We start from the raw sequence: 26,238 nt of genomic DNA, 5'->3' as shown, positions 1-26,238 counted from the left end.
TGATTTGGCTCAATAAATCACCATGTTGGGCGCATTTTTCGTACAAAAAACGTTAAGGTAAGGATAAATACTGAAGTAAGTAAAAAGCATATGACCAATCAGAACACCAACGGCTGAAGGAGTATGCGTATGAAGAATAACGATATGTATTTAATGAAGAATTTTGATTTCCTGGCTCAGAGTTTCGCCAGAATGAACGCACAAGGTCAGCCCGTCGATCTTCAGGCCATTGTTGGCAATATGGATGAAGCGCATCGTGAATGGTTTTGTCAACGCTATGAGCTTTACTGCCGGCAGGCGAACAACGCTATGACGCCAGAAGCGGAGCTGGAGCACTAATCAACTTTCCACCTTACCGATATAACAACGGGCCTTGCGGCCCGTTGCTTGTTTTTACTGCTTCTCTTCAGCGTCTGGTGTCGCCGGCGCGCTCAACGAACGACTTTCCAGATCGTTAAGACGCTGCTCCAGGAGCGCCAGCTTTTCACGCGTGCGTAGCAGCACCTGCGTCTGCACGTCGAACTCTTCGCGGCTTACCAGGTCCAGGCGAGTTAACTGCGACTGGAGCACCTGACGAATTTTTTTCTCCACGTCTTCCCCCAGATCGCGGAGCCCTTTTGGCATCGATTCATGAACCTGACGGGCGATTTGTTCAATTTTTTTCGGGTCAATCATGGTGGTATCCTGCTCTGGTCGGTTATGCGCTCATTGTAGTGCGATCGTCGGTGCCTATAAACCATAAATGTTTGAAGCTTATGCATTGCCGACGATAGTCAATAGCGTTATAGTGACTTTGCTTATTCTCAGGGCGGGGCGAAATTCCCCACCGGCGGTAAATCAACCATAGCGTTGAAAGCCCGCGAGCGCTTTCTGTGAATGCAGAAAGGTCAGCAGATCCGGTGTAATTCCGGGGCCGACGGTTAGAGTCCGGATGGGAGAGAGTAACGGCTCAGTCGGGTTTCTGCCCGCTTGCGTTGACTTTTGCCGCTGAACCGGCGCTCCTAAGACTGCCCTGATTCTGGTAACCATACAATTAATGAGGTTTTTTTTACCATGAATCAGACGCTACTTTCCTCTTTTGGTACCGCTTTTGAACGTGTGGAACACGCTTTAGATGCATTGCGCGAAGGCCGCGGTGTGATGGTACTTGACGATGAAGATCGTGAAAATGAAGGCGATATGATTTTCGCCGCTGAAACCATGACCGTTGAGCAAATGGCCCTGACTATTCGTCACGGCAGCGGTATTGTTTGCCTGTGCCTGACGGAAGATCGCCGTAAACAGCTCGGCCTGCCAATGATGGTTGAGAACAATACCAGCGCCTACGGTACTGGTTTTACCGTGACCATCGAAGCCGCTGAAGGCGTGACCACCGGCGTTTCCGCCGCTGACCGTGTGACCACCGTGCGCGCGGCAATTGCCGATGGCGCCAAGCCGTCCGACCTGAACCGTCCTGGCCACGTTTTCCCGCTGCGCGCGCAGCCGGGCGGCGTCCTGACCCGCGGCGGCCATACCGAAGCGACTATCGATCTGGTGACCCTGGCGGGTTTCAAACCGGCTGGCGTGCTGTGCGAACTGACCAACGACGACGGTTCTATGGCTCGGGCGCCTCAGTGCATCGAGTTTGCTCAGCAACACAATATGGCTGTGGTCACTATCGAAGATCTCGCGGCTTACCGTCGCGAACACGAGCGTAAAGCCAGCTGATTTCGGCTTATTCGCTTAACAAAGCCCACCTCAAGTGGGCTTTTTTGTTTTTGTCTTTTAGCCGATTCCCACCGTTTGCAAAACCACCAGGCTTAATCCCATCACCGACATCCCGCACAGCACGCCATAGCTCGGGTTGCTTTGCGGATCGAGTTCTTTCGCCAGCGGCATAAGCTCATCGACTGACAGCGCAATCATGATACCGGCCACCGCGGCCATGACCGCGCCTATCATTACCGGGGATATCACGCTGCCCAGAACCAGCCAGGCCAGCACGCCGCCAAGGATTTCCGCCATGCCGGAAAGACCCGCCCAGAATACCGCTTTACTTCTGGAACCCGTGGCGGCATAAACCGGTCCGGCTACCGCCAACCCTTCCGGGATGTTATGTAGCGCAACGGCTAACGCGACCCCCATCCCCAGTTCGAGGTTATTGCTGGCCGTCACGAAGGTCGCTATGCCCTCGGGGAAGTTATGCAGGCTGATGCCTAACGTCAGCAATATCGCCGTACGGCGCAGATTGCGCGGGCGGGAAATACCGGGAGACATCAGATCCTGGGGGTGGGCGTGAGGCAGTATGCGATCAAGCGCAAAATAGCCCAGAAGACCGATAATAAACATGCCGTAGCCGAGCAGCGGCGACATACCTTCGGTAGCCAGCGCGGCAGGCAGCATTTCCATCAACGAAATCAACAGCATGATCCCGGCGGCGAAACCCAGAGAGAACCCCAATAAGCGGTTCGAGGGTTTCTGCCCGATAACGCCGAAAATTGCCCCAATAAAGGTGGCGCTCCCTGCCAGCAGGGTCAAAATTATGGGGGATGACATCCTGCATCTCCTTATGAAAATGATTCTTATGAAGAGTATTTCTCTTCATTAACGATCGCAAACGCGCTGATGCACGCTTTACCGACTCTTACATTCAAATTTTCTGACGATCATCATCATGCTTATCTGAGTTTATCCTCCATAGAAAGAGCGTAATGTAAATACATCAACTTTCTTAATAAAGGATATCACTATGTCCCGTACCCGCATGCCCGCGCTCTTTTTAGGCCACGGTAGTCCGATGAACGTGCTGGAAGATAACATCTATACCCGCGCCTGGCGGCATCTGGGCGAGACGCTGCCGCGGCCTAAAGCCATTGTGGTGATTTCCGCGCACTGGTTTACACGCGGTACGGGAGTGACCGCGATGGAGGCGCCGAAAACGATCCATGATTTTGGCGGTTTTCCACAGGCGCTTTACGATACGCATTATCCGGCGCCGGGTTCACCTGAGCTGGCCCAACGCCTGGTTGAGCTGCTGGCGCCGGTGCCGGTGACGCTGGATAAAGAAGCCTGGGGCTTTGACCACGGTTCATGGGGCGTGTTGATTAAAATGTATCCCGATGCCGATATTCCGATGGTGCAACTAAGTATTGATAGCACGAAACCCGCCGCATGGCATTTCGAAATGGGGCGTAAGCTGGCTCAGCTGCGCGATGAAGGGATTATGCTGGTCGCAAGCGGCAACGTGGTGCATAACCTGCGTACCGCGCGCTGGCACGGCGAGAATACGCCATATCCCTGGGCTGAGTCGTTTAATGACTACGTGAAAGCGAATCTGAACTGGAAAGGCCCCGTGGCTGAGCATCCGCTGGTGAATTACCTGGCGCATGAAGGTGGATCGCTATCTAACCCGACGGCCGATCACTTCCTACCGCTGTTGTACGTACTAGGGGCGTGGGACGGCGAGGAGCCGATAAATATTCCGGTTGAAGGAATAGAGATGGGGTCGTTGAGTATGCTGTCAGTAGTGATTGGCGCTTGAGAAAAAACAAAACCCCGGCAGTAAGCGGTGCAGCCGGGGTTCAGTGTTACTCGACGAAAATGTGCGGATAAAAGCGCGACAGGTCCTGAGTGATCAGCGCCCGGTCTTCGCGAATGCCAATCCCCGCAGGCTGATCGTTAATTAGCCAGCTGCCAATCAACGTGTAGCTGTCGCCAAACTTCGGCAAGGGATAGAACTCCTGGACGATGGTGCCTTCTTCGCCGTACGGTCCTTCTACCGACTCCAGCACTTTACCGTTCTCCACGATAGAGACGTTAGCGCCTTCGCGTGAGAAGATGGGCTTGATAACGTACTTGTCCATCTCCGGATGCGCATCTTCGCTGAAATAAGCGGCCAGTAGGTTTGGATGGTTGGGGAACATATCCCACAGCAGCGGCAGCAGCGCTTTGTTGGAGATAATGCTCTTCCACGCTGGCTCCAGCCAGCGCACGCCAGCGTCTTCCAGCTTGGTAGAGAAGACCTCACGCAGCATGAACTCCCACGGATAGAGCTTAAACAGATTACCAATCACCTGGTCCTGCAGGTCGGTAAACTGACCTTTTTCGCCAAGACCGATATCTTCGATGTAAAGGAATTCGGTTGCCACACCCGCTTCTGCGGCGCAGTCCTGCAAATATTGCACGGTACCGCGGTCTTCAACGGTATCGCGGCAGCAGGCCATATGCAGCAGCTGAAAGCCGAACTGCTCGCGCAGCTCGCTGAAGCGTTCGATCAGCTTCTCCTGCAGGCTGTTGAACTGATCGCTGCCCACCGGAAGTTGACCGGCGTTAAGCTGATCTTCCATCCAGATCCACTGGAAGAATGCCGCTTCATACAGAGACGTTGGCGTATCGGCGTTGTTCTCCAGCAGCTTCGGCTCACCTACGCCGTCCCACGCGAGATCGAGACGCGAATACAGCGAAGGCTGATGGGTTTTCCACGACTGACGTACAAAGCCCCATGTGTGTTTGGGGATGCGAAATTTGACCATTAACTCATCGCTGGCGATGACTTTCTCTACCGCCTGCAGACACATCTGATGCAGTTCAGCGGTAACATCCTCAAGCTTCTCAACCTGCGCCAGCGTCAGTTTGTAATAGGCCTCTTCGCTCCAGTACGGCTCGCCGTACATAGTGTGAAAGTTAAAGCCATATTCTGTCGCCTTTTCGCGCCAGTCCGGGCGCTCGGTAATGCTGATTCTTTCCATGTCGCTTAGCCGCCCATTGAGCGTGAAGAAGAGGAGCTTGCTGAGCTACGCTGCATTGTTGATTGCTTAGCGACCGAGTCGCCAAACCCGCCGCGCGTCACGGTGCTGGTGGTGGCCGGTTTCGGCGCCATCGCGGTTTTCGGCACGGTCATAGTACGGCCAGGCTGCGCTGCGCCGTAGCTCTTACCACCCGCGTCGGTGTATTTACCATAGGCCGGGCTGGCCGGATTTTTTGAGCTGAACAGCGGTTGCTGAGCGCCCATTCCGCCGCCCATCATCCGGCCCATCATGTAGCCAGCCATCAGCGGCATCCAGAAGCTGCCGCTGCTTTGCGCCTGTGCCTGGTTTTCCGGAGCCATGCCAGCCTGAGCCGGCGCCTGCTGGCACTGACCTTCACCGAATTCGGCGACGCAATCTTCACGGGAGGCGTATTTCGGCGCGGTACGTTCCGCTTCTTTAAGCGCGTTATTGTAAGCGGTGGTGCACTCTGCGGATTTGCTCGGGTTAGCGGCAGAGCAGTCATCGGCGTTTTGATACAGAGAAACCGTTTCATCGCTTTGTTCACAACCGGCGAGCATAAATACCGCCGTCACGGCAAGCGCGACGGGAGTTAAATGACGAGCGCTCCAGCTTTTGCGGAAGGAGGCGTGTTTAATATTTTTTGTCCGTTTCATGTTTGTCTTCCTGGACCCAGTGGTATGCGTTTTGTTAACGCTCAGGATAGAGGATGAGTGGTGGAAAATGAAGCGAATAGGGGCGGAAAGCGGGGGATCTTTACGTTGCCTTACGTTTAACGCTTCGCTTACCCGCGGGGTAAGCGAAGCGTGGAGTGCGCAAGCGTGATTACTGGCGGAACGGATTGCTGCCGTTGGTGCTGCGTGCAGACGCCGGTTTTGCCGCGGCGGTGTTGCTGTAGCCGTCAGCGCTGGCATCCTGCTGCGGATTTTCCGGCGCGACGCTGTCCGGCGAGGTCGGAATCGCTTTACCCAGCGTGTTGTTCAGCGCAACCAGGTCCTGCTCGTTCAGCGTACCGAGCGCGGACTTGATGTTCAGCTCGTTAATCAGGTAGTTATAACGCGCGTTGGACAGCTGCTGTTTTGCGTTATACAGCGTGGTGGTCGCGTCCAGGACATCGACGATGGTACGCGTTCCCACTGAATAACCGGCTTCCATGGCATCCAGTGAACTTTGGGCAGAGACCACGGCCTGTTTGTAGGCATTGATGCTGCTGATGGACGCGTTCACGTTGTTAAAAGAGGAACGAACGGTCTGCACCACGCTACGATGCGCGCTTTCCAACTGCTCGCTGGCGCCGACAAAGTTGTACTGCGCCTGTTTAACCTGGGAGTTCACCATCCCGCCCTGATACAGCGGCAGGGAGAAGTTCAGGCCGATTTGGTTCTGCCCGATATCTCTGTCCTGCGTGGTGTTTTTAGAACCATTGTAGCTGTTATTAGATACGCTACTGGTCGCGTTTAAATTCAGGGTCGGCAGATGCCCATCCTGCGCCTGGCGAATTTGCTCGCGCGCCAGGTCCTGGCTGAGTCGGGCCTGCAGCAGCGACAGGTTGCGGTTTTCCGCTTCTTTCAGCAGCGCGTTCACCGCCGATGGTTTCGTGGTTTTAAACCCATCAACATTCAGCGAGGCCAGCTCCGGATAGTAGTTGCCGGTCACCTGGCGCAGCTCTTCAACCGCGTTATCGAGGTCGTTGCGCGCGGTGACTTCGTTTGCCAGCACGGCATCGTACTGTGAACGGGCGTTCTGTACGTCAGTAATCGCCACCAGGCCAACGTTAAAGCGCTGGGTGGTCTGATCTAACTGGCGGTAAATAGCCTGTTTCTGCGCTTCGGTATAGGAGAGCGTATCGATAGCGGCCAGCACTTTAAAATAGGCCGTCGCGGTGTTCAGAATCAGCGTTTGCTGGTCCGTCTGATAGGTGACGTCCTGAATGCCGGCGTTCTTTTCCTGCAGCGTCAGCGCACGCCATTTCGACATATCAAACAGAACCTGCGTGAGCTGCAGCGATCCGCTGGTGACGTCGGAATTCTGGTCTTTAGCATCACGGAAGCCGCTAGTATAGGTATAATCGGCACCCAGACCGAGCTGCGGCAGTAACGGGCTACGCGCTTCGTTGATCTTCTCGAATGCGGCATCACGATCGGCTGCTGATTTACGCAGATCAGGGTTGCTGATACGCGCCTGCTGATAAACCTGCAGCAGGTTTTCTGCCTGGCTCATGGCGCTGAAGCCAGTCAGGCCCAGGCCGATAAGGATGGGAAAGAGTTTCTTCATTTGCATTCCTTGTTGTGAAGCATTTAGCGCTACTCAAATTCTAAAAATAATCACTGATTGTATAGAGTCTGTTACCGTAAAAAGTTGGCGTTATGTGCCATGGGGCGGTAATTTGCACCAATCTAACATACGAGCCGTAAAACGGTAGCCACACCGCCTATAAATTCATAACTTCATGTTCTACAGGATATCGAAATGAGCGACGTCAATCAGCAGGGGATTACCTTCTCTAAAAACGATGTAGAAATTATTGCACGCGAAACGCTTTATCGCGGTTTTTTTTCGCTCGATTTATATCGTTTTCGCCATCGCCTGTTTAACGGCGGCATGAGTGATGAAGTGACGCGTGAAATTTTTGAGCGCGGGCACGCCGCAGTCTTGCTACCCTTTGACCCGGTGCGCGATGAAGTTGTGCTCGTCGAGCAGATCCGTATTGCGGCGTACGATACTAGCGCGAGCCCGTGGCTGCTTGAAATGGTCGCCGGTATGATAGAAGAAGGCGAATCTCCTGAAGATGTCGCACGTCGTGAAGCGGTGGAAGAGGCCGGGCTTAATGTTGGCCGGATTAAACCGGTCCTGAGCTACCTGGCCAGCCCCGGCGGCACCAGCGAAAGACTGTCTATTATGGTGGGAGAAGTCGATGCCACGACGGCGAAAGGGATTCATGGATTGGCCGACGAAAATGAGGATATTCGCGTCCATGTGGTGAGCCGGGAACAGGCTTACAAATGGGTGGAAGAGGGGAAAATCGACAACGCAGCCTCTGTCATCGCGCTGCAATGGCTGCAACTGCATTATCACAATTTACGCAACGAGTGGACAAAATGAAGCGTTATACGCCTGACTTTCCTGAAATGATGCGCCTGTGTGAAACCAACTTTGCCCAGCTGCGCCGCCTGTTGCCGCGAACGGATGCAGCGGGAGAAAAGGTGAGTTACCAGGTGGGCAACGCGCAATACCGATTAACCATCGTCGAATCGACCCGCTACACTACGTTAGTAGCGATTGAGCAGACGGCTCCCTCGGTGAGCTACTGGAGTCTGCCGTCAATGACGGTACGGCTCTATCACGATGCAATGGTCGCTGAAGTGTGTTCAAGCCAGCAGATCTTTCGCTTCAAAGCGCGGTATGATTATCCTAATAAAAAGTTGCATCAACGCGACGAAAAGCATCAAATTAATCAGTTTTTGGCCGATTGGCTGCGATACTGTTTAGCACATGGAGCGATGGCGATTCCGGTTTGTTAGCGTCGTGAAACCTAAGGACACCATTTGGAAAGCCTGTTAAACCTACCTTTGGCTGGTGAGGCCAGAGTCAGGATATTACAAATTACCGATACTCACCTGTTTGCTGAAAAACACGAAACGCTGTTAGGCATCAATACCTGGGAAAGCTATCAGGCCGTACTGGATGCTATCCGCGCCTCACAGCGAGAATGCGACCTGATTGTTGCTACAGGCGATCTGGCGCAAGATCACTCTGCCGCGGCCTATCAGCATTTTGCTGAGGGCATCGCGAGTTTTGCTGCACCTTGCGTCTGGCTGCCGGGTAATCATGATTTTCAACCGGCGATGTACAGCACGCTGCAGGAATCAGGCATCTCCCCCGCTAAACGCGTATTGCTGGGCGACCATTGGCAAATACTGCTCATGGATAGCCAGGTGTTCGGCGTGCCGCATGGCGAACTGAGCGATTTCCAGCTGGAATGGCTGGAGCAGAAGCTGGCGGAAGTCCCGGAGCGGTATACGCTGCTGCTGTTGCACCACCATCCTATGCCGTCAGGCTGCAGCTGGCTGGATCAGCATAGCCTGCGCAATGCCGGGGCGCTTGATTGCGCGCTGGCCGCGTTTCCTCGCGTTAAGCATCTGCTGTGCGGCCATATTCATCAGGAACTGGATCTTGACTGGAACGGTCGGCGCATGATGGCCACGCCATCCACCTGCGTGCAGTTTAAGCCGCACTGCGCTAACTTCACGCTGGATACCGTCTCTCCGGGCTGGCGCTGGCTGGATCTGCATCCTGACGGCACATTGACCACTGAAGTTTGCCGCCTTGAAGGCGTGAAATTTCACCCGGATATCGCTTCAGAAGGATACTGATGTCTACGCTTCTCTATCTGCATGGTTTTAACAGCTCGCCGCGCTCGGCAAAAGCGACTGCGTTGAAAGAGTGGCTGGCGCGGACCTATCCTGACATCTCAATGGTGATACCGGAGCTCCCGGTTTACCCTGCGCAAGCGGCTGAGCATCTGGAGTCTCTGGTGCTGGAGCATGGCGGTGAACCGCTGGGCGTTGTCGGGTCGTCGCTGGGGGGATATTACGCGACCTGGCTATCGCAGTGCTTTATGCTACCGGCGGTGGTCGTGAACCCTGCGGTGCGCCCGTTTGAGCTATTGAACAATTTCCTTGGCCCTAATGAGAATCCATACACGGGGCAGCAATATGTGCTAGAGTCTCGCCATATTTACGATCTCAAAGTCATGCAAATTGACCCGCTGGAAGCGCCGGATTTAATCTGGTTATTGCAGCAAACGGGCGATGAAGTGCTTGATTACCGCCAGGCCGTTGATTATTTCGCCTCCTGCCGACAGACGGTAGAGGAGGGCGGTAATCACGCATTTGTTGGCTTTGAAGATCATTTCACTCAGATTATCGATTTTCTGGGCCTGCGCTGAGCGGTTCGGAACGACCTACGAATACACACCATGACGCAATCTTCATATAACGCTGATGCCATTGAGGTACTCACCGGGCTTGAGCCGGTTCGCCGCCGTCCGGGAATGTACACTGATACCACACGTCCAAATCATCTTGGTCAGGAAGTTATTGATAACAGCGTGGATGAGGCCCTGGCCGGTCACGCGAAACGCGTGGAGGTCATTCTCCATGCCGATCAGTCGCTGGAAGTTATCGATGATGGCCGCGGAATGCCGGTGGATATCCACCCTGAAGAGGGGGTTCCGGCAGTTGAACTGATTCTTTGCCGCCTGCACGCGGGGGGGAAATTCTCCAATAAGAACTACCAGTTCTCCGGCGGCCTGCATGGCGTAGGGATATCGGTGGTCAACGCCTTATCGAAACGCGTTGAGGTGAACGTGCGCCGCGATGGCCAGATCTACAGCATCGCCTTTGAAAACGGCGATAAAGTAGAAGATCTCCACGTGACCGGTACCTGCGGTAAGCGTAATACCGGTACCAGCGTGCACTTTTGGCCGGATGAAAGCTTTTTTGACAGCCCGCGTTTTTCCGTCTCACGCCTCTCGCATTTATTAAAAGCCAAGGCCGTTCTTTGCCCTGGCGTAGAGATTGTTTTCCGCGATCTGGTCAACGATAGCGAACAGCGCTGGTGCTATGCCGATGGTCTGACCGACTATCTTAGCGAAGCGGTTAACGGCCTGCCTCTGCTGCCGGAAAAACCGTTCGTCGGCACCTTCTCCGGTGATACTGAAGCGGTCGACTGGGCGCTGCTGTGGCTGCCGGAAGGCGGCGAGCTGCTGACCGAAAGCTACGTCAACCTGATTCCTACGATGCAGGGCGGAACCCACGTTAATGGTCTGCGCCAGGGGCTACTGGACGCCATGCGCGAGTTCTGTGAATATCGGAACATCCTGCCGCGCGGCGTGAAGCTGTCGGCGGAAGATATCTGGGAACGCTGCGCCTACGTGCTCTCCGTGAAGATGCAGGATCCTCAGTTTGCCGGGCAAACCAAAGAGCGCCTCTCTTCACGTCAGTGCGCCGCGTTTGTTTCCGGCGTGGTCAAAGACGCCTTCAGCCTGTGGCTAAACCAGAACGTCCAGTCGGCAGAGCTGCTGGCGGAGATGGCGATTTCCAGCGCCCAGCGTCGTCTGCGCGCGGCGAAGAAAGTGGTGCGTAAAAAGCTGACCAGCGGTCCGGCGCTCCCCGGTAAGCTGGCGGACTGCACCGCCCAGGATTTGAACCGCACCGAACTGTTCCTTGTGGAAGGGGATTCCGCGGGCGGCTCGGCCAAGCAGGCGCGCGATCGCGAATATCAGGCGATCATGCCGCTGAAAGGTAAAATCCTGAACACCTGGGAAGTTTCTTCCGATGAAGTGCTGGCTTCCCAGGAAGTGCATGATATTTCCGTCGCCATTGGTATCGACCCGGATAGCGACGACCTGAGCCAGCTGCGCTACGGCAAGATTTGTATTCTGGCGGATGCCGACTCCGATGGTCTGCACATCGCGACGCTGCTGTGCGCGCTGTTCGTCAGGCATTTCCGCACTCTGGTCAAACACGGCCATGTCTACGTGGCGCTGCCGCCCCTGTACCGTATCGACCTCGGCAAAGAGGTGTATTACGCGCTCACAGAAGAAGAGAAAACCGGCGTGCTGGAGCAGCTTAAGCGCAAGAAAGGCAAACCGAACGTACAGCGCTTCAAAGGGCTGGGCGAGATGAACCCGATGCAGCTGCGCGAGACCACGTTGGATCCGAATACCCGCCGTTTGGTACAGCTGATTATCAACGATGAAGACGAGCAGCAGACAACCGCCATGATGGATATGCTGTTAGCGAAGAAGCGCTCTGAAGATCGGCGTAACTGGCTTCAGGAGAAGGGCGATCTGGCGGAGCTGGACGGATAATAAAAAATCGGCCGGGAAACCGGCCGATTTATTTGCTTGCTTAAATGCCCGCTTCGAGAATACGAATGTTCATTTCCAGCACGTCGCCTTTAACGGCTTCGCCGTAGGCTTTCATGTGCGGAGTCTGCAGGTGCGCCTCAAGATGGGCGACGCTTTCCCACTGCTCGACCATCACGATGGAATCCGGTGAAGTGGTCTGAAAACTGACGCCAGCGGCGTGATCGACCAGCGGCGCATAGCCATGGCAGCCTTCTTCCTGAAGAACGGTCGGGGTTATTTTTGCGAACTGATCAAGCACCGCCTGGCGATGGTGTTGGCCCGGACGAGTACGAATTTCAGCGATCACTGTCAACATGGTTAACTCAACTCCTTCTGTATATTCTCATCATACTTCAAGCCGCCGCTAAAATGAGCCGCGCTTGTCGTCTTTTCATAACTCACTACAGTTAACCAAAAATTTCCGTCAGATGCTTGCGATATTCTGCCGTATAACGCGGAACATCGGGCATTTTGATCACATCGTTGGCGATGAAGGTAGGTAGGGCGCTCATCCCAAGGAACTGGTTGGCCTTATGGAATGGCAAGTAAACGCCGTCGACGCCAACGCCGTGGAAGAACTGATCTTTTTCGGTGAAGGCTTCCATCGGCGCGTTCCAGGTCAGAGACAGCATATATTTTTTCCCCTGAATCAGGCCGCCGGAACCATATTTCTTACTGGCGTCAGATCGAGTGCGGCCATCGCTGGCATACAGCGCGCCGTGACCTTCGGTAAAGACGTCATCAATGTACTTTTTCACCGTCCACGGCGCGCCCATCCACCAGCCCGGCATTTGCCAGATAACGGAATCGGCCCACAGGAAGTTTTGCACTTCGGTTTTCACGTCGTAGTCGCTATCGGCGCGGACCACTTTAACATCATGCCCGAGGTCGCGCAGATAGGTTTCCGCGACTTCAGTCAGGGTGTCGTTCAGCTGGCCGTTAGAGTGGCCGAACTTTTTTGCGCCATTAATAATCAGGATGTTACTCATTTTTTATCCTCAACTTTTCAATTTTGTGGTTAATTTTACCCCGCCGGGCAGAGCGGTAAAATGAGCAAAATGTGCAAAGTCTTTTGCTTTTATAGCAATAATGCCGCTACCAGCGAATGCGCGCCTCGAATCCGCCGTCGCGGGCGTTGCCGAAACTTGCCGTCATCCCGTGCAGCGCGGCGATGCGTTTGACGATGGAGAGCCCGAGGCCGCTACCGGGCTGCTCCTGGCCTGGAGGGCGATAAAAGCGCTCGCCGACGCGCGCCAGGGCCTCGGCGCTGATGCCCGGGCCGTTGTCGCGTACGCGGAATTCACCGGCATCCAGGGTGATGTCGACCTGGCTTCCGGCGGGGCTATAGCGCACCGCGTTATCTAAAAGATTGCGCACCAGTAGGCTTAGCAGCAGCGGCTGCCCGGTGCGCAAGATGTTCTTCGCGTTCAGGTGCAGGCGTAGCTCAAGTCCGGCCAGTTGCGCCGGGTGGTACATCTCCATGACCGCAGACTGTAGCAGTTCATCAATGGCGATCGTCTGAACATCATCCAGCTGCGCCAGCGAATCCAGGCGCGATAGGGTAAGTAGCTGGTCGACCAGGCGGGTTGCGCGATCGATACCCTGGTGGAGCTGCTCCAGCGCTTTATCCAGCCCTTGCGGATCGTCCAGCGAGAGCTGGGCCACTTCGGTTTGCACCTTCAGCGCCGCCAGTGGGCTGCGCAGTTCGTGGGCGGCATCGGAGGTGAACCGACGCTCGCGGATCATGGTGTCATGCGTCCGGGTAAAGAGCTGATTTAGCGCGTCGACCAGCGGGCGAACTTCGCTGGGCACGTTCTCGCTATTTAGCGTTTCGGCGGAATCCGGCGCTCGGGTGCGCAGCGTGGTGGCCAGCTTTTTCAGCGGCGCCAGTTCCCGGCTTAACAGCACGATGAGCAGCAAAAACATCAGCGGCAGCGCAACCAGCCAGGGTGTAAGCTGGGAGGTGACGATATCCAGCGCCATCTCGCGGCGGTAATCCCATTCCTGGCCGACGACGATACGATGGCGCCCGTCGCGGGTGGTGAGCCACAGAAAGCGCCATTCGTCATCATCGCCGCGCAGGTAGCCGTCGCTGAACCCCTCCCGGTTGTTACCCCACAGGATATCCTGGCCATTTTCGCCATCGTTAAGCACCATTTTGCCGTCGGTGGTAAAGATAGCGAAAGCCAGCGCATCGTCGTCGAGATGGCCGTGTTTAACCTTTTTCTTTGTCCGCACCTGTGGCGCGAGGGTATGGAGCTCGTCGAAATTCATCGCGCTCAGGCGGCGGGCGAACAACAACTGCTGGGTATCGAACAGCTTATCCAGCTTGTCGGTGGTCTGTTGCCAGGCCACAAAGCTGGCAATGCCCCAGGCGGCGCTGGTCAGCAGCAAAAAAAGCAGCGTCAGGCGGACGCGCAGGCTCAGTTTCCCCAGCCGCTTCATGCGTCCCCCAGGGTATAGCCGATACCGTGTACGGTACGAATGAAAGCGCTGCCGAGCTTACGGCGCAGATGATGGACGTGTACTTCTATCGCGTTGCTGGAGACGTCGTCATCCCAGCTATAGAGCTTTTCTTCAATAAGCTTACGCGGCAGCACGCGTCCGGCATTGCGCATCAGCAGCTCCAGCAGAGCAAACTCCTTTGGCTTGAGCGGCAGGCTCTCGTCGTTCAGGGTGGCCGTGAGTCGGCCAGGATCGAGGACCACATTGCCGTGCCGCAGTTCGCTGCTGCTCTGGCCGTGGGCGCGGCGCATCAGTGCTTCCAGGCGCGCGGCGACTTCAACCAGCGCGAAAGGTTTGCAGAGATAGTCATCGGCGCCGAGGCGTAATCCTTCGACGCGCTGGTTAAGCGCGTCGCGGGCGGTCAGGATCAGTACCGGTTCGTGGCGGCCTTTGTCGCGCCATTCGCGCAGAATATCCAGCCCATCGATGCCGGGCAGGGTCAGGTCAAGAATAATGGCGTCGTAAGCGGCGTGATACAGCGCGGCTTTCCCCTCTTCGCCGCGGGTAAACCAGTCGACGCTGAAGCCCAGCTTGGTCAGTCCGGTTTTGAGGCCGTCACCGATCAGTTTGTCGTCTTCCACCAGTAAAATGCGCATTTTCTGCTCCTGTGTCCCTTGGATATTCCCGCAGTAAAGCGCGTTGCGGCGCGCGCTGTACAGGAATAAAATTTATTTTTTCCGCTTAAGAAGTTGTTAAGTTTTGCCCGGTGTAATAGTGACGATATAAACACAAAGGGAGAACACATCATGAAGAAAATCGCCGCAATGACCGCTATCATCGCCTTAGTTTCCATGCCGGTACTGGCCGCTGAGCAGGGCGGGTTTTCCGGACCCGGCTCGACGCAAACCAGCCAGACGACCACGCAAAACGGCGGGTTCATTGGTCCGAACGGGAGCGTAACGACGGTCGCGAATGCGAAAACCCTGCGTGACGATACCTGGGTGACCCTGCGCGGTAAAATCGTGGAGCGTATTTCCGACGACCTGTATAAATTCCAGGACAGCTCCGGCACCGTGAACGTCGATATCGATCACAAGCGCTGGAACGGCGTGACCGTGACCCCGCAGGATACGGTAGAGATTCAGGGTGAAGTGGATAAAGACTGGAACTCAGTGGAAATCGACGTAAAGCAGATTCGTAAAATCACGCCATAGTTTTCTCATCATCTTAAGCAAGATCGGTCAGGAACCGCACTCCTCGCTCTGTCAGAGTATGTTTCCGGGAGGATGCGATGAACGATACTCAGGTAAGCCCGGCCTTTGCCGGGCGTTTTCAGCAAGTGTGCTTGTACATTGAACGTCATCTGGACACGCCGCTGTCGCTGGAGACGCTCAGTGCGATAGCCCATAGCTCGCCGTATCATTTTCACCGGCAATTCAGCGCCTATAGCGGGGTACCGCTCTATCGCTATATCCAATGGTTACGTTTGCGTCGCGCCTGTTGGCGACTGGCGTTTAATCCACAGGAAAAGATTATCGATATTGCCCTTGATGCGGGGTTCCAGAACCCGGAGTCGTTCAGCCGCGCCTTCCGCAGCGCCTTCGCGCAAAGCCCCAGCCAATTCCGCCAACAGCCGGACTGGCTGGAATGGCATCGACGTGTACCGAAACATACGCTACAGGAGCAACACCCAATGGATGTTAAAATAATCCAGCTTCCTACCACTCAGATCGCGATGCTGCAGCATCGCGGTAACCCTGGTTTAGTCAATGAGACCGCCGCGAAGTTTATCGCCTGGCGCAAGAAGAGCGGTCTGTCCCCGGTCGCCAGCTGCGCAACCTGGGGGATCTCCTGGGACGACCCCGCTGCCACGCCGGCTGACGATTTTCGTTTCGATATTGGCGGTACGGTCAGCCAGCCGGTGCCGGAAAACAGCTTTGGCGTGGTGAATGGCGAGATCCCCGGCGGGCGCTGCGCAGTAGGGCGTCATTACGGTTCTCTGGACACGCTCGCGCAGAGTATCTGGTTTCTTTATCGCGACTGGCTGCCCGCATCGGGAGAGGCGCTGCGCGATTTCCCGGTTTTCTTTCGCTACCTCAATTTTGTGCATGAAGTCGGTGAGCATGAGCTGCAGACGGACGTTTATCTTCCGCTGAAATGAAGGATGTCCACGGAATTCCTCAACCAGCCTAACGCCCTGTGACTCAGGGCGTCAGATAGGGTATTATCGCCGGTAGTTTTGCCGTCCGAACGGCCGGTACGCAGATTGAGGATTCACGATTAATGAGCGATATGGCAGAGCGCCTCGCGCTGCATGAATTTACGGAAAACGCCTACCTGAACTACTCCATGTACGTCATCATGGACAGGGCGCTGCCGTTTATTGGCGATGGCCTGAAGCCGGTCCAGCGTCGCATCGTCTATGCGATGTCTGAGCTGGGTCTCAACGCCAGCGCCAAGTTCAAAAAGTCCGCCCGCACCGTCGGCGACGTGCTGGGTAAATACCATCCGCACGGCGATAGCGCCTGCTATGAAGCCATGGTGCTGATGGCGCAACCCTTCTCTTACCGCTATCCGCTGGTTGACGGTCAGGGGAACTGGGGGGCGCCGGACGATCCTAAATCCTTCGCCGCGATGCGTTATACCGAATCCCGTTTGTCGAAGTATGCTGAACTGCTGCTGAGCGAACTGGGGCAGGGCACCGTTGACTGGGTACCAAACTTTGACGGCACTCTGCAGGAGCCGAAAATGCTGCCTGCGCGCCTGCCCAATATTCTGCTCAACGGCACTACCGGCATCGCCGTCGGCATGGCGACGGATATTCCGCCGCACAACCTGCGTGAAGTGGCTCAGGCGGCCATTACCCTGATTGAAAAACCGCAGACCTCGCTGGACGATCTGCTGGATATCGTACAGGGGCCGGATTACCCGACCGAAGCGGAAATCATTACTCCGCGTGCCGAGATCCGCAAAATCTACCAGAATGGCCGCGGTTCGGTGCGTATGCGCGCGGTGTGGACGAAAGAAGACGGCGCGGTGGTGATCAGTGCGCTGCCGCATCAGGTTTCCGGCGCCCGCGTGCTTGAACAGATTGCCGCTCAGATGCGCAACAAAAAGCTGCCGATGGTGGATGACCTGCGCGACGAATCGGATCACGAAAACCCGACTCGTCTGGTGATCGTCCCGCGCTCTAACCGCGTGGATATGGAGCAGGTGATGAACCACCTGTTCGCGACGACCGATCTGGAAAAGAGCTATCGTATCAACCTGAATATGATCGGGCTTGATAACCGTCCTGCGGTAAAAAACCTGCTGGAAATCCTCTCGGAATGGCTGACTTTCCGCCGCGATACCGTGCGCCGTCGTCTCAGCTACCGTCTGGAAAAAGTCCTCAAGCGCCTGCATATCCTGGAAGGTTTGCTGGTGGCGTTTCTGAATATCGATGAAGTTATCGAAATTATCCGTCACGAAGATGAGCCGAAGCCGGCCCTGATGTCGCGCTTTGGCATCAGCGAAACCCAGGCGGAAGCGATTCTGGAGTTAAAACTGCGCCATCTCGCCCGACTGGAAGAGATGAAGATCCGCGGTGAACAAAGCGAGCTGGAAAAAGAACGCGACCATCTGCAGGCCATTCTGGCGTCTGAACGCAAAATGAATAACCTGCTGAAGAAAGAGCTGCAGGCCGATGCCGACGCCTTTGGTGACGATCGTCGTTCGCCGCTGCGCGAGCGTGAAGAAGCGAAAGCGATGAGCGAGCACGATATGCTGCCGTCCGAGCCGGTGACCATCGTTCTGTCGCAGAGCGGCTGGGTACGCAGCGCCAAAGGCCATGATATCGACGCGCCGGGACTGAACTATAAAGCGGGAGACAGTTTTAAAGCCGCAGTGAAAGGGAAGAGCAATCAGCCGGTGGTCTTTATTGACACCACCGGGCGTAGCTACGCGATTGACCCGATCACCCTGCCGTCCGCACGTGGACAGGGCGAGCCGCTCACCGGTAAGCTGACGCTGCCGCCGGGGGCGACGGTGGAGCATATGCTGATGGAGGCCGATGATCAAAAACTGCTGCTGGCGTCCGACGCAGGCTACGGGTTTATTTGTACTTTCAACGATCTGGTCGCGCGCAACCGCGCCGGTAAGACGTTGATTAGCCTTCCGGATAACGCCCACGTGATGCCGCCGCTGGTGATTGAGGACGAGTCCGATATGCTGCTGGCCATTACCGCCGCCGGCCGCATGCTGATGTTCCCGGTCAGCGACCTGCCGCAGCTGTCGAAAGGCAAGGGCAACAAGATTATCAACATCCCGTCGGCGGAAGCGGCTGCGGGTCAGGATGGCCTGGCGCATCTGTTTGTCCTACCGCCGCAAAGTACGCTGACGATTCACGTCGGCAAACGGAAAATCAAACTCCGTCCGGAAGAGCTGCAAAAAGTCACCGGCGAGCGCGGCCGCCGCGGCTCTCTGATGCGTGGACTGCAGAAAATCGACCGGGTGGAGATTGATTCACCGCGTCGCGCCTCGGCGGGCGATAGCGAAGAGTAGGATGATCCTCCCCCGCAGTAAGGCGGGGGAGGTTAATATTTACCGCAAAATCGTTGTTTATTCAGGCATTGCGATTAACAATATCCGTCAGGATCGTTCGGGGTGCTTAACGCGCTTTGCAATGATGCCCGATGCCTGCAATCTGCGAAACAGCGAGTATAATTCTAAGCGGTTTGGGTTTTAGAGGTAGCTATGCTATTTATTTTTCGACTAATTATCGTTGTCATCTATTGTATTCTGGTCTGCATCTTCGGCTGTATTTATTGTCTGTTCAGTCCTCGTAATCCTAAGCACGTCGCCACCTTCGGTCACCTGTTTGGCAAACTGTCGCCGGTCTTCGGCCTGAAAGTCGAGCTGCGCAAGCCGGCCGATGCGGAAAGCTACGGCAACGCTATCTATATCGCTAACCACCAGAATAACTATGATATGGTGACGGCATCAAATATTGTGCAGCCGCCGACCGTTACCGTGGGTAAAAAGAGCCTGGCGTGGATCCCTTTTTTCGGCCAGCTCTACTGGCTAACGGGGAACCTGCTGATTGACCGCAATAACCGGGCAAAAGCGCACGGCACTATTGCCGAAGTCGTGAATGCGTTTAAAAAGCGCAATATCTCTTTTTGGATGTTTCCAGAAGGGACCCGCAGTCGAGGCCGCGGTCTGCTGCCTTTTAAAACCGGCGCTTTTCATGCGGCTGTCGCGGCTGGCGTGCCAATTATTCCGGTGTGCGTTTCTAATACATCGAATAAAATTAATCTCAATCGCCTGAATAACGGTCTGGTGATTGTAGAAATGCTGCCGCCGGTAGACACCAGTCAGTATGGAAAAGAGGGCGTTCGCGCGCTGGCGACGCACTGTCGCGAGCTGATGTCCGCTAAAATCGCTGAGCTGGATAAAGAAGTTGCCGAACGCGAAGCGGCCGCAAAGAAATAACACAGGAAACGCCGCGAAGCGCGCGCGTATTGCTGGCGGGAAACGAATTCCCTTGTTAATTAGTCAGTATTTCATGGAGTAAATATGTCACTCAGTCGGCGTCAGTTCATTAAGGCTTCAGGCGTAGCGCTGTGCGCAGGCGCCGCGCCGCTGAAAGCACAGGCCGCTGGTCAGCAGCCTGCGCTGCCGATCCCTCCTCTGCTGGAGTCCCGCCGCGGGCAGCCGCTATTTTTAACGCTACAGCGAGCGCACTGGTCGTTTACGCCCGGAACCCGCGCATCGGTGTGGGGGATTAACGGCCGCTATATGGGGCCAACCATTCGCGTCTGGAATGGCGACGATGTGAAGCTGATTTACAGCAACCGCCTGACGGAAAACGTGGCGATGACGATCCGCGGCCTGCAGGTCCCCGGTCCGCTGATTGGCGGCGCCGCGCGCATGATGTCCGCCAACGCCGACTGGGCTCCGGTACTGCCAATCCGCCAAAGCGCGGCGACGCTGTGGTATCAGGCCAACACGCCAAACCATATGGCAAAACAGGTCTATAACGGTCTGGCCGGGATGTGGCTGGTGGAAGATGATGTCAGTAAAAATCTGCCGATCCCCAATCACTACGGCGTGGATGATTTCCCGGTGATTATTCAGGATAAGCGTCTGGATAATTTCGGTACGCCTGAGTATAGCGAGCCCGGTAGCGGAGGGTTCGTTGGCGATACGCTGCTGGTGAACGGCGTTCAGGGGCCTTTCGTGGAAGTGTCGCGCGGCTGGGTGCGCCTGCGCCTGCTGAATGCGTCCAACTCCCGTCGCTATCAGCTGCAGATGAGCGACGGTCGATTGCTGCACGTGATTTCCGGCGATCAGGGGTTGCTGCCGGCGCCGGTTTCGCTGAAGCAGCTGTCGCTGGCGCCGGGTGAGCGTCGTGAAATTCTGGTCGATATGACTAACGGCGATGAAGTATCGATCACCTGCGGGGAAGCTGCCAGCATCGTCGATCGTATTCGCGGCTTCTTCGAACCGTCGAGCATCCTGATTTCCACCCTGATTCTGACGCTGCGCCCGACGGGCCTGCTGCCGCTGGTGACCGATAGCCTGCCCGTGCGTTTGCTGCCGACGGAGATTCTGGCTGGCGCGGCGATTCGCAGCCGCGATATCACGCTTGGTGACGATCCGGGTATTAACGGTCAGCTATGGGATCCGCAACGTATCGATATTACGGCGCAGCAGGGAACCTGGGAGCGCTGGACGGTGCGCGCCGACCGGCCGCAGTCCTTCCATATTGAAGGCGTGATGTTTCAGGTGCGTAACGTCAACGGCTCCGCGCCGTTCCCGGAAGATCGCGGCTGGAAGGATACCGTCTGGATCGATGGTCAGGTTGAGCTGCTGGTCTATTACAATCAGCCCTCCTGGCCGCACTTCCCGTTCCAGTACTTAAGTCAGACGCTGGAGCTTGCCGACCGTGGCTCTATTGGCCAGATTCTGGTGAATCCGGCGCCGTAATGTATTCTGTCCCGGCCCATACCGGCCGGGATCGGAAAAACCTCCTTCATTTCTTCCATCGTTCCGGCTTATAATCGCCGCCCTTTTTGATTATTTTTTTATCATTTCCCCGGAAGCAATATGAGCGCAATATCCCTGATCCAACCGGATCGTGACCTTTTCTCATGGCCGCAGTACTGGGCCGCCTGCTTTGGCCCCGCGCCGTTCTTGCCGATGTCGCGAGAAGAGATGGATCAACTTGGCTGGGATAGCTGCGACATTATTCTGGTTACCGGCGATGCCTATGTCGATCACCCGAGCTTTGGCATGGCGATCTGCGGACGCATGCTGGAAGCGCAGGGGTTCCGCGTGGGGATTATTTCCCAGCCGGACTGGAATAATAAAAACGACTTTATGCGCCTGGGTAAACCGAATCTGTTCTTCGGCGTCACCGCCGGGAATATGGATTCGATGATCAACCGCTACACTGCTGACCGTAAGCTGCGCCATGACGATGCCTACACGGCGGGGAACGTGGCCGGCAAGCGCCCGGATCGCGCCACGCTGGTTTATACGCAGCGTTGCAAAGAAGCGTGGAAAGATGTGCCGGTGATCCTCGGTGGTATCGAAGCCAGCCTGCGCCGAACCGCGCACTACGACTACTGGTCTGATACCGTGCGTCGCTCGGTTCTGGTGGACTCTAAAGCCGATATGCTGATGTTCGGCAACGGCGAGCGTCCGCTGGTGGAAGTGGCGCACCGTCTGGCCGCCGGCGAGCCTATCGGGCAAATTCGCGACGTTCGCAACACCGCGATCATGGTGAAGGAAGCGCTGCCGGGCTGGAGCGGGGTGGACTCCACGCGTCTGGACACGCCGGGGAAAATCGATCCGATCCCGCATCCGTACGGTGAAGATCTGCCGTGCGCGGATAACAAAACCGTCGCACCGCCAAAACAGGAAGCGAAGCGCGTTACCGTACAGCCGCCGCGTCCGAAGCCGTGGGAAAAGACCTATGTCCTGCTGCCTTCTTTTGAAAAGGTGAAAGGCGACAAGGTTCTCTACGCGCACGCGTCGCGTATTCTGCACCATGAAACTAACCCCGGCTGCGCCCGCGCGCTGATGCAGAAACACTGCGAACGCTATATCTGGGTTAACCCGCCCGCTATTCCGCTTTCCACTGAAGAGATGGATAGCGTGTTTGCCCTGCCGTATAAGCGTGTTCCGCATCCTTCATACGGCGATGCCCGCATTCCGGCCTACGAGATGATTCGCTTCTCGATTAACATCATGCGCGGCTGTTTTGGCGGCTGTTCGTTTTGCTCGATTACCGAGCATGAGGGCCGCATCATTCAGAGCCGCTCCGAAGATTCGATCATCAATGAAATCGAAGCGATTCGCGACACGGTTCCCGGCTTTACCGGCATTATTTCCGATCTTGGCGGTCCGACGGCCAACATGTATATGCTGCGCTGCAAGTCGCCGCGCGCCGAGCAAACCTGCCGCCGCCTGTCATGCGTTTATCCGGATATCTGTCCGCATATGGACACTAACCATGAGCCGACGATTAATCTTTACCGCCGCGCCCGTGACCTGAAAGGCATCAAAAAGATCCTTATCGCGTCCGGCGTGCGTTACGACATCGCCGTTGAAGACCCGCGCTATATTAAAGAGCTGGCCACCCACCACGTTGGCGGTTATCTGAAGATTGCCCCTGAGCATACGGAAGAGGGGCCTCTGTCGAAGATGATGAAGCCAGGAATGGGCAGCTACGATCGCTTTAAGCAGCTGTTTGATACCTATTCGAAGCAGGCGGGCAAAGAGCAGTATCTGATCCCGTACTTTATTTCCGCCCATCCGGGGACGCGGGATGAAGATATGGTGAATCTGGCGCTGTGGCTTAAGCAGCATCGTTTCCGCCTGGATCAGGTGCAAAACTTCTATCCGTCGCCGCTGGCGAACTCGACCACCATGTATTACACCGGTAAGAACCCGCTGGGTAAGATTGGCTATAAGAGTGAGGATGTAGTGGTGCCGAAGGGCGACAAACAGCGCCGCCTGCACAAGGCGCTGCTGCGCTATCACGACCCGGCCAACTGGCCGCTGATTCGCCAGGCGCTGGAGACCATGGGTAAAAAGCACCTGATCGGCAGCCGTCGCGATTGCCTGGTACCGGCGCCGACGATCGACGAGATGCGCGAAGCGCGTCGCCAGAACCGCCATACTCGTCCGGCGCTAACCAAGCATACGCCGGTGGCGCATCAGCGCCAGACGCCGGCAGGCCAGAAAAAGCGGGTAAAAGCAGGGCGTTAATCTCATGCCCGGTGGTTATAGGCTACCGGGCCCAAGCCTCAACGGCAAAAGCCGTTATGTGGCTATGCTTCTCTGATTCTGGCGGCCAGCGCCGCCAGCTTTTCATCATCCGCCCGCTCGTGATCGTGGGAAGAGAGATAGCCTTCGTATTGCGCAAAAAACTGAGTCTGACGCGACTCGATAGGCCGCCATTGGGTCATATCGCCGGTGCCGTGCATCGGGCTGAGCTTGCTGTGGACATGGTCAACGCCATAGCCTTCAAAAAACATCCCCGTACGGCCCACGTCATCAAAGGCTTTATCCAGAAGCTTCGCCACTTTCTGCGTCGCCAGCACCAAATCGGCCAGCGCCTGCGGCGGCATATCAAACGCATAGCTGGGGTAGTGCTTCTTTGGGATCACGACTGTAAAACCGTCGGTATTGGGGAAAATAGAGAGAAAGGCGAGGTGGTGTTCATCTTCCCACACCTTATGGCAGGGGGCTTTCCCCGCAACAATTTGACAGAAAATACAGCTCATCAGCACACATCCATTTGATTGCAACAAACTCTCAATGTACGTGGTTTTAACCGGTCCGCAAAGCGATGCTCCGCCGAAATCCGACGGAGCGGGGAAGATTAACCGCCGAACTGATCCGGGTCTGGCCCCAGGCGTTTGTTCTGGTCCAGTTTAGTGATTTCACTTAATTCATCTTTATCAAGACGGAAGTCCCAGACGTTAAAATTCTCGGCAATGCGCGATGGCGTCACCGATTTCGGGATCACCACCAGGCCGCTGTCCAGATGCCAGCGGATTACGATCTGCGCCGGGGTTTTAGCGTATTTATCCGCCAGTTGACGAATAATTTTGTGATCGAATACCCCTTCGCCACCCTGCGCCAGCGGGCTCCAGGACTCGGTCTGGATCTTATGCGTCGCATTCCAGGCGTGAAGCTGACGCTGCTGCATCAGCGGGTGAAGTTCAATCTGGTTTATCACCGGAGCGACACCGGTTTCATCTATGATTTTTTGCAGATGATGAACCTGGAAATTACACACGCCGATGCTTTTTGCCAGACCCTGCTGCTGCAGCTCAATTAAGCTTTTCCAGGCGTCGACGAAGTGGTTCGTTGCCGGAACCGGCCAGTGAATTAAATATAAATCGACGTAGTCGAGCTTCAGTTTTTTCAGACTTTCCTGCAGCGCTTCTTTGGGCTGCTTTTGATCGTCATTCCACAGTTTCGTGGTGACGAACAGCTCATCGCGGGGAACGCCTGCGCTGCTTAACGCGTTGCCGACGCCGGTTTCATTCTGGTACACGGCGGCGGTGTCAAACGAGCGATAACCGACTTCCAGCGCCTTATGAATGGCGGAGACGACTTCCTCGTTGCCTGCTTTCCACACGCCGAGCCCCAGCTGCGGCATCAGGTTGCCGTCGTGTAGTTTTATAACGGTTGGATGTGTCATGCCTTCCTCCTGTTAATGAACTCAGCGGAATAAAATCCGCCGAGGGGTAGCATTAAGTCTGGACGAAATAGCTAAAAACGGTAGTTAAACTCCTCTCCTTTGCGCGAGTTTACGCGTCGGAGAGGAGGTTGATTAGCGTGCAGCCTCGTAAATACGGCGGCTGACGTCCAGCGTAATATCCTGGTTTTCGCCCAGTTGGGTCATGCCGTGCTCTTCCAGTTTCGCCAGCAGCGCCGGGATAGAGCTACCATCCAGACCGTAGGCAGAAAGGCGCGTCGGGACACCCATCTGTTCGAAGAAATCACGCGTTGCGGCGATGGCGGCATCGATACGCTGCTCTTCAGAACCTTCGGTGATGTTCCAGACGCGAGCGGCGTACTGCAGCAGCTTGGCGCGTTTAACGTCGCGTTTTTCATTCCACAGCGCAGGCAGGACGATAGCCAGGGTCTGGGCGTGATCGAGACCGTGCATGGCGGTCAGCTCGTGGCCGAGCATATGGGTCGCCCAGTCCTGCGGCACGCCTGCGCCAATCAGGCCATTCAGTGCCTGGGTGGCCGCCCACATAATATTGGCGCGTACGTCGTAGTTTTCCGGCTCTTTCAGCGCTTTCGGGCCGTCTTCCACCAGGGTCAGCAGAATGCCTTCGGCAAAGCGGTCCTGAATTTTGCCATCGACCGGATAGGTGACGTACTGTTCAACGGTATGGACAAATGCGTCGACGACGCCGTTAGCCACCTGGCGCGGCGGCAGGGTATAGGTGTAAACCGGATCCAGGATGGCGAACACCGGCTGGACGTGGCTGGACATAAACGCGCGTTTGTCACCGGTGGTTTTGCGCGAGATGACCGCGCCTTTATTGGATTCGGAACCGGTCGCCGGCAGCGTCAACACGGAGCCCATCGGGATGGCGCTGGCCACTTTGCTGCCGTAGGTTTCGAGGATTTCCCACGGATCGCTATCGGCATTGTAGTGGGCCGCCGCGGCGATGAATTTGGTGCCGTCGAGAACGGAACCGCCGCCCACCGCCAGCAGGAAAGTGATTTTTTCATCACGCGCAATTTTTACCGCGTTCATCAGCGTTTCGTAGGATGGGTTGGGCTCGATGCCGCCAAATTCCCGGACGTCAATGCCGTTCAGCGCGCTGAGAACCTGATCAAGCACGCCGGTTTTCTTCACGCTACCGCCGCCGTAGGTGACAAGCACGCGAGCATCCGCCGGGATTTGATCGCGCAGATTTTCAATCGCGCCTTTACCGAACAGAATGCGGGTTGGGGTATGTAGGTCGAAATTATTCATGGCTGATGCCCTCAAATAGATAAAACCGCCAACAGAGACGATACCTCTGCCAGATGACGGACATTGTGTTCCCGTCGCCCGTTCCCCTCAATGCACATTCCTGCCGTTGTCTTGCCCATTTCTCCTTGGGGCTGGAG

General features: G+C 55.9%; 26 protein-coding genes, 1 pseudogene and 1 riboswitch. Of the genes and pseudogenes, 14 read left to right on the top strand and 13 right to left on the bottom strand.

Annotated features, from left to right (window positions below; genetic code table 11):
• Positions 1 to 9: 9 nt before the first annotated feature.
• Positions 10 to 138: a hypothetical protein gene (locus tag KCG39_RS28000; RefSeq protein ID WP_305955102.1), complete on the bottom strand. Its 129-nt coding sequence runs from the start codon at positions 136 to 138 to the stop codon at positions 10 to 12.
• Here KCG39_RS28000 and glgS point away from each other — a divergent pair.
• Positions 130 to 339, top strand: coding sequence for a cell surface composition regulator GlgS (gene glgS, locus KCG39_RS14850; RefSeq protein ID WP_004125321.1), 210 nt, complete (start codon positions 130 to 132; stop codon positions 337 to 339). The two genes, KCG39_RS28000 and glgS, sit on opposite strands and share 9 nt — an antisense overlap.
• A gap of 54 nt (positions 340 to 393) precedes the next feature.
• On the opposite strand, the gene ubiK is transcribed toward glgS, so the two are convergent.
• Positions 394 to 675: a ubiquinone biosynthesis accessory factor UbiK gene (ubiK, locus tag KCG39_RS14845; protein WP_049089054.1), complete on the bottom strand. Its 282-nt coding sequence runs from the start codon at positions 673 to 675 to the stop codon at positions 394 to 396.
• Positions 676 to 795: 120 nt separating this feature from the next.
• Positions 796 to 947, top strand: a riboswitch (FMN riboswitch).
• Between the two features lie 106 nt (positions 948 to 1,053).
• Between ubiK and ribB the strand changes: the two genes are divergently transcribed.
• Positions 1,054 to 1,707 (top strand): 3,4-dihydroxy-2-butanone-4-phosphate synthase, encoded by a 654-nt coding sequence (gene ribB, locus KCG39_RS14840; RefSeq protein WP_142468395.1) that lies wholly within the window; start codon positions 1,054 to 1,056, stop codon positions 1,705 to 1,707.
• A gap of 57 nt (positions 1,708 to 1,764) precedes the next feature.
• On the opposite strand, the gene zupT is transcribed toward ribB, so the two are convergent.
• On the bottom strand, positions 1,765 to 2,535 hold the full coding sequence (gene zupT, locus KCG39_RS14835) for a zinc transporter ZupT (protein WP_049112688.1): 771 nt from the start codon (positions 2,533 to 2,535) through the stop codon (positions 1,765 to 1,767).
• A gap of 193 nt (positions 2,536 to 2,728) precedes the next feature.
• Here zupT and ygiD point away from each other — a divergent pair, with 193 nt between their 5' ends.
• The gene (gene ygiD, locus KCG39_RS14830) at positions 2,729 to 3,520 is read left to right on the top strand and encodes a 4,5-DOPA-extradiol-dioxygenase (protein ID WP_142468397.1); all 792 of its coding nucleotides are present in this window, start codon (positions 2,729 to 2,731) and stop codon (positions 3,518 to 3,520) included.
• 46 nt (positions 3,521 to 3,566) lie between these two features.
• Here ygiD and KCG39_RS14825 read toward each other — a convergent pair whose 3' ends face one another.
• The 3 genes from KCG39_RS14825 to tolC all read right to left on the bottom strand — a co-directional run bounded on the left by KCG39_RS14825 (position 3,567) and on the right by tolC (position 7,019).
• A complete protein-coding gene (locus KCG39_RS14825) occupies positions 3,567 to 4,727 on the bottom strand; it encodes a glutathionylspermidine synthase family protein (RefSeq protein WP_049123281.1) in 1,161 nt (386 codons plus the stop codon).
• A gap of 5 nt (positions 4,728 to 4,732) precedes the next feature.
• Complete coding sequence (locus tag KCG39_RS14820) at positions 4,733 to 5,401, bottom strand: DUF1190 family protein (RefSeq protein WP_004125303.1); 669 nt, start codon at positions 5,399 to 5,401, stop codon at positions 4,733 to 4,735.
• A 169-nt stretch (positions 5,402 to 5,570) separates the two neighbouring features.
• Positions 5,571 to 7,019 (bottom strand): outer membrane channel protein TolC, encoded by a 1,449-nt coding sequence (gene tolC, locus KCG39_RS14815; RefSeq protein WP_004125302.1) that lies wholly within the window; start codon positions 7,017 to 7,019, stop codon positions 5,571 to 5,573.
• 195 nt (positions 7,020 to 7,214) lie between these two features.
• Between tolC and nudF the strand changes: the two genes are divergently transcribed.
• Genes nudF through parE form a run of 5 tightly spaced genes read left to right on the top strand, consistent with a single transcriptional unit; the run spans position 7,215 to position 11,619 of the window.
• On the top strand, positions 7,215 to 7,847 hold the full coding sequence (gene nudF / locus KCG39_RS14810) for an ADP-ribose diphosphatase (RefSeq protein WP_004125299.1): 633 nt from the start codon (positions 7,215 to 7,217) through the stop codon (positions 7,845 to 7,847).
• Positions 7,844 to 8,266, top strand: a complete 423-nt coding sequence (locus KCG39_RS14805) for a DUF1249 family protein (RefSeq protein ID WP_004125296.1) — start codon at positions 7,844 to 7,846, stop codon at positions 8,264 to 8,266. The genes nudF and KCG39_RS14805 overlap by 4 nt, the downstream gene beginning before the upstream one ends.
• 24 nt (positions 8,267 to 8,290) lie before the next feature.
• A complete protein-coding gene (gene cpdA, locus KCG39_RS14800; protein WP_004125292.1) occupies positions 8,291 to 9,118 on the top strand; it encodes a 3',5'-cyclic-AMP phosphodiesterase in 828 nt (275 codons plus the stop codon).
• Complete coding sequence (yqiA, locus tag KCG39_RS14795) at positions 9,118 to 9,693, top strand: esterase YqiA (protein ID WP_004125289.1); 576 nt, start codon at positions 9,118 to 9,120, stop codon at positions 9,691 to 9,693. The genes cpdA and yqiA overlap by 1 nt, the downstream gene beginning before the upstream one ends.
• A 30-nt stretch (positions 9,694 to 9,723) precedes the next feature.
• On the top strand, positions 9,724 to 11,619 hold the full coding sequence (gene parE / locus KCG39_RS14790) for a DNA topoisomerase IV subunit B (protein ID WP_004125286.1): 1,896 nt from the start codon (positions 9,724 to 9,726) through the stop codon (positions 11,617 to 11,619).
• Positions 11,620 to 11,659: 40 nt separating this feature from the next.
• Here the strand turns inward: parE and KCG39_RS14785 are convergent, their stop codons facing one another.
• The 4 genes from KCG39_RS14785 to qseB all read right to left on the bottom strand — a co-directional run bounded on the left by KCG39_RS14785 (position 11,660) and on the right by qseB (position 14,759).
• Complete coding sequence (locus KCG39_RS14785; protein WP_004125281.1) at positions 11,660 to 11,974, bottom strand: putative quinol monooxygenase; 315 nt, start codon at positions 11,972 to 11,974, stop codon at positions 11,660 to 11,662.
• Between the two features lie 91 nt (positions 11,975 to 12,065).
• Positions 12,066 to 12,647, bottom strand: a complete 582-nt coding sequence (locus tag KCG39_RS14780) for an NAD(P)H-dependent oxidoreductase (RefSeq protein ID WP_049113401.1) — start codon at positions 12,645 to 12,647, stop codon at positions 12,066 to 12,068.
• Positions 12,648 to 12,753: 106 nt separating this feature from the next.
• Positions 12,754 to 14,103, bottom strand: coding sequence for a quorum sensing histidine kinase QseC (gene qseC / locus KCG39_RS14775; protein ID WP_049113399.1), 1,350 nt, complete (start codon positions 14,101 to 14,103; stop codon positions 12,754 to 12,756).
• Positions 14,100 to 14,759 carry a quorum sensing response regulator transcription factor QseB gene (gene qseB / locus KCG39_RS14770; RefSeq protein WP_004125272.1) on the bottom strand — a complete coding sequence of 220 codons (660 nt, stop codon included), beginning with the start codon at positions 14,757 to 14,759 and terminating at the stop codon, positions 14,100 to 14,102. Before qseB ends, qseC begins: the two co-directional genes overlap by 4 nt.
• 150 nt (positions 14,760 to 14,909) lie before the next feature.
• On the opposite strand from qseB, the gene KCG39_RS14765 reads away from it, so the two are divergent.
• From KCG39_RS14765 to KCG39_RS14740, 6 genes and pseudogenes are all read left to right on the top strand, one after another.
• Complete coding sequence (locus KCG39_RS14765) at positions 14,910 to 15,317, top strand: YgiW/YdeI family stress tolerance OB fold protein (RefSeq protein WP_004125269.1); 408 nt, start codon at positions 14,910 to 14,912, stop codon at positions 15,315 to 15,317.
• Between the two features lie 77 nt (positions 15,318 to 15,394).
• The gene (locus KCG39_RS14760; protein ID WP_112166964.1) at positions 15,395 to 16,264 is read left to right on the top strand and encodes an AraC family transcriptional regulator; all 870 of its coding nucleotides are present in this window, start codon (positions 15,395 to 15,397) and stop codon (positions 16,262 to 16,264) included.
• A gap of 122 nt (positions 16,265 to 16,386) precedes the next feature.
• The gene (parC, locus tag KCG39_RS14755; RefSeq protein WP_004125256.1) at positions 16,387 to 18,645 is read left to right on the top strand and encodes a DNA topoisomerase IV subunit A; all 2,259 of its coding nucleotides are present in this window, start codon (positions 16,387 to 16,389) and stop codon (positions 18,643 to 18,645) included.
• 192 nt (positions 18,646 to 18,837) lie between these two features.
• Entirely contained in the window at positions 18,838 to 19,575 is a 738-nt protein-coding gene (plsC, locus tag KCG39_RS14750) for a 1-acylglycerol-3-phosphate O-acyltransferase (RefSeq protein ID WP_004125254.1), read from the top strand.
• 84 nt (positions 19,576 to 19,659) lie between these two features.
• Complete coding sequence (ftsP, locus tag KCG39_RS14745; RefSeq protein WP_004125252.1) at positions 19,660 to 21,072, top strand: cell division protein FtsP; 1,413 nt, start codon at positions 19,660 to 19,662, stop codon at positions 21,070 to 21,072.
• Between the two features lie 30 nt (positions 21,073 to 21,102).
• Positions 21,103 to 23,328 (top strand): annotated as a pseudogene (locus KCG39_RS14740) (YgiQ family radical SAM protein); the annotation flags it as partial.
• Positions 23,329 to 23,423: 95 nt separating this feature from the next.
• Here KCG39_RS14740 and KCG39_RS14735 read toward each other — a convergent pair.
• From KCG39_RS14735 to yqhD, 3 genes are all read right to left on the bottom strand, one after another.
• The gene (locus tag KCG39_RS14735; RefSeq protein ID WP_004125248.1) at positions 23,424 to 23,879 is read right to left on the bottom strand and encodes an HIT family protein; all 456 of its coding nucleotides are present in this window, start codon (positions 23,877 to 23,879) and stop codon (positions 23,424 to 23,426) included.
• 98 nt (positions 23,880 to 23,977) lie between these two features.
• A complete protein-coding gene (gene dkgA, locus KCG39_RS14730) occupies positions 23,978 to 24,805 on the bottom strand; it encodes a 2,5-didehydrogluconate reductase DkgA (RefSeq protein WP_049113394.1) in 828 nt (275 codons plus the stop codon).
• 132 nt (positions 24,806 to 24,937) lie between these two features.
• Positions 24,938 to 26,101, bottom strand: a complete 1,164-nt coding sequence (yqhD, locus tag KCG39_RS14725; RefSeq protein ID WP_004125245.1) for an alcohol dehydrogenase — start codon at positions 26,099 to 26,101, stop codon at positions 24,938 to 24,940.
• Positions 26,102 to 26,238 lie beyond the last annotated feature (137 nt).

It is taken from the genome of Klebsiella pasteurii, from assembly GCF_018139045.1.
Classification (GTDB): domain Bacteria; phylum Pseudomonadota; class Gammaproteobacteria; order Enterobacterales; family Enterobacteriaceae; genus Klebsiella; species Klebsiella grimontii.
This window is presented reverse-complemented; position numbering and strand designations above follow the sequence as displayed.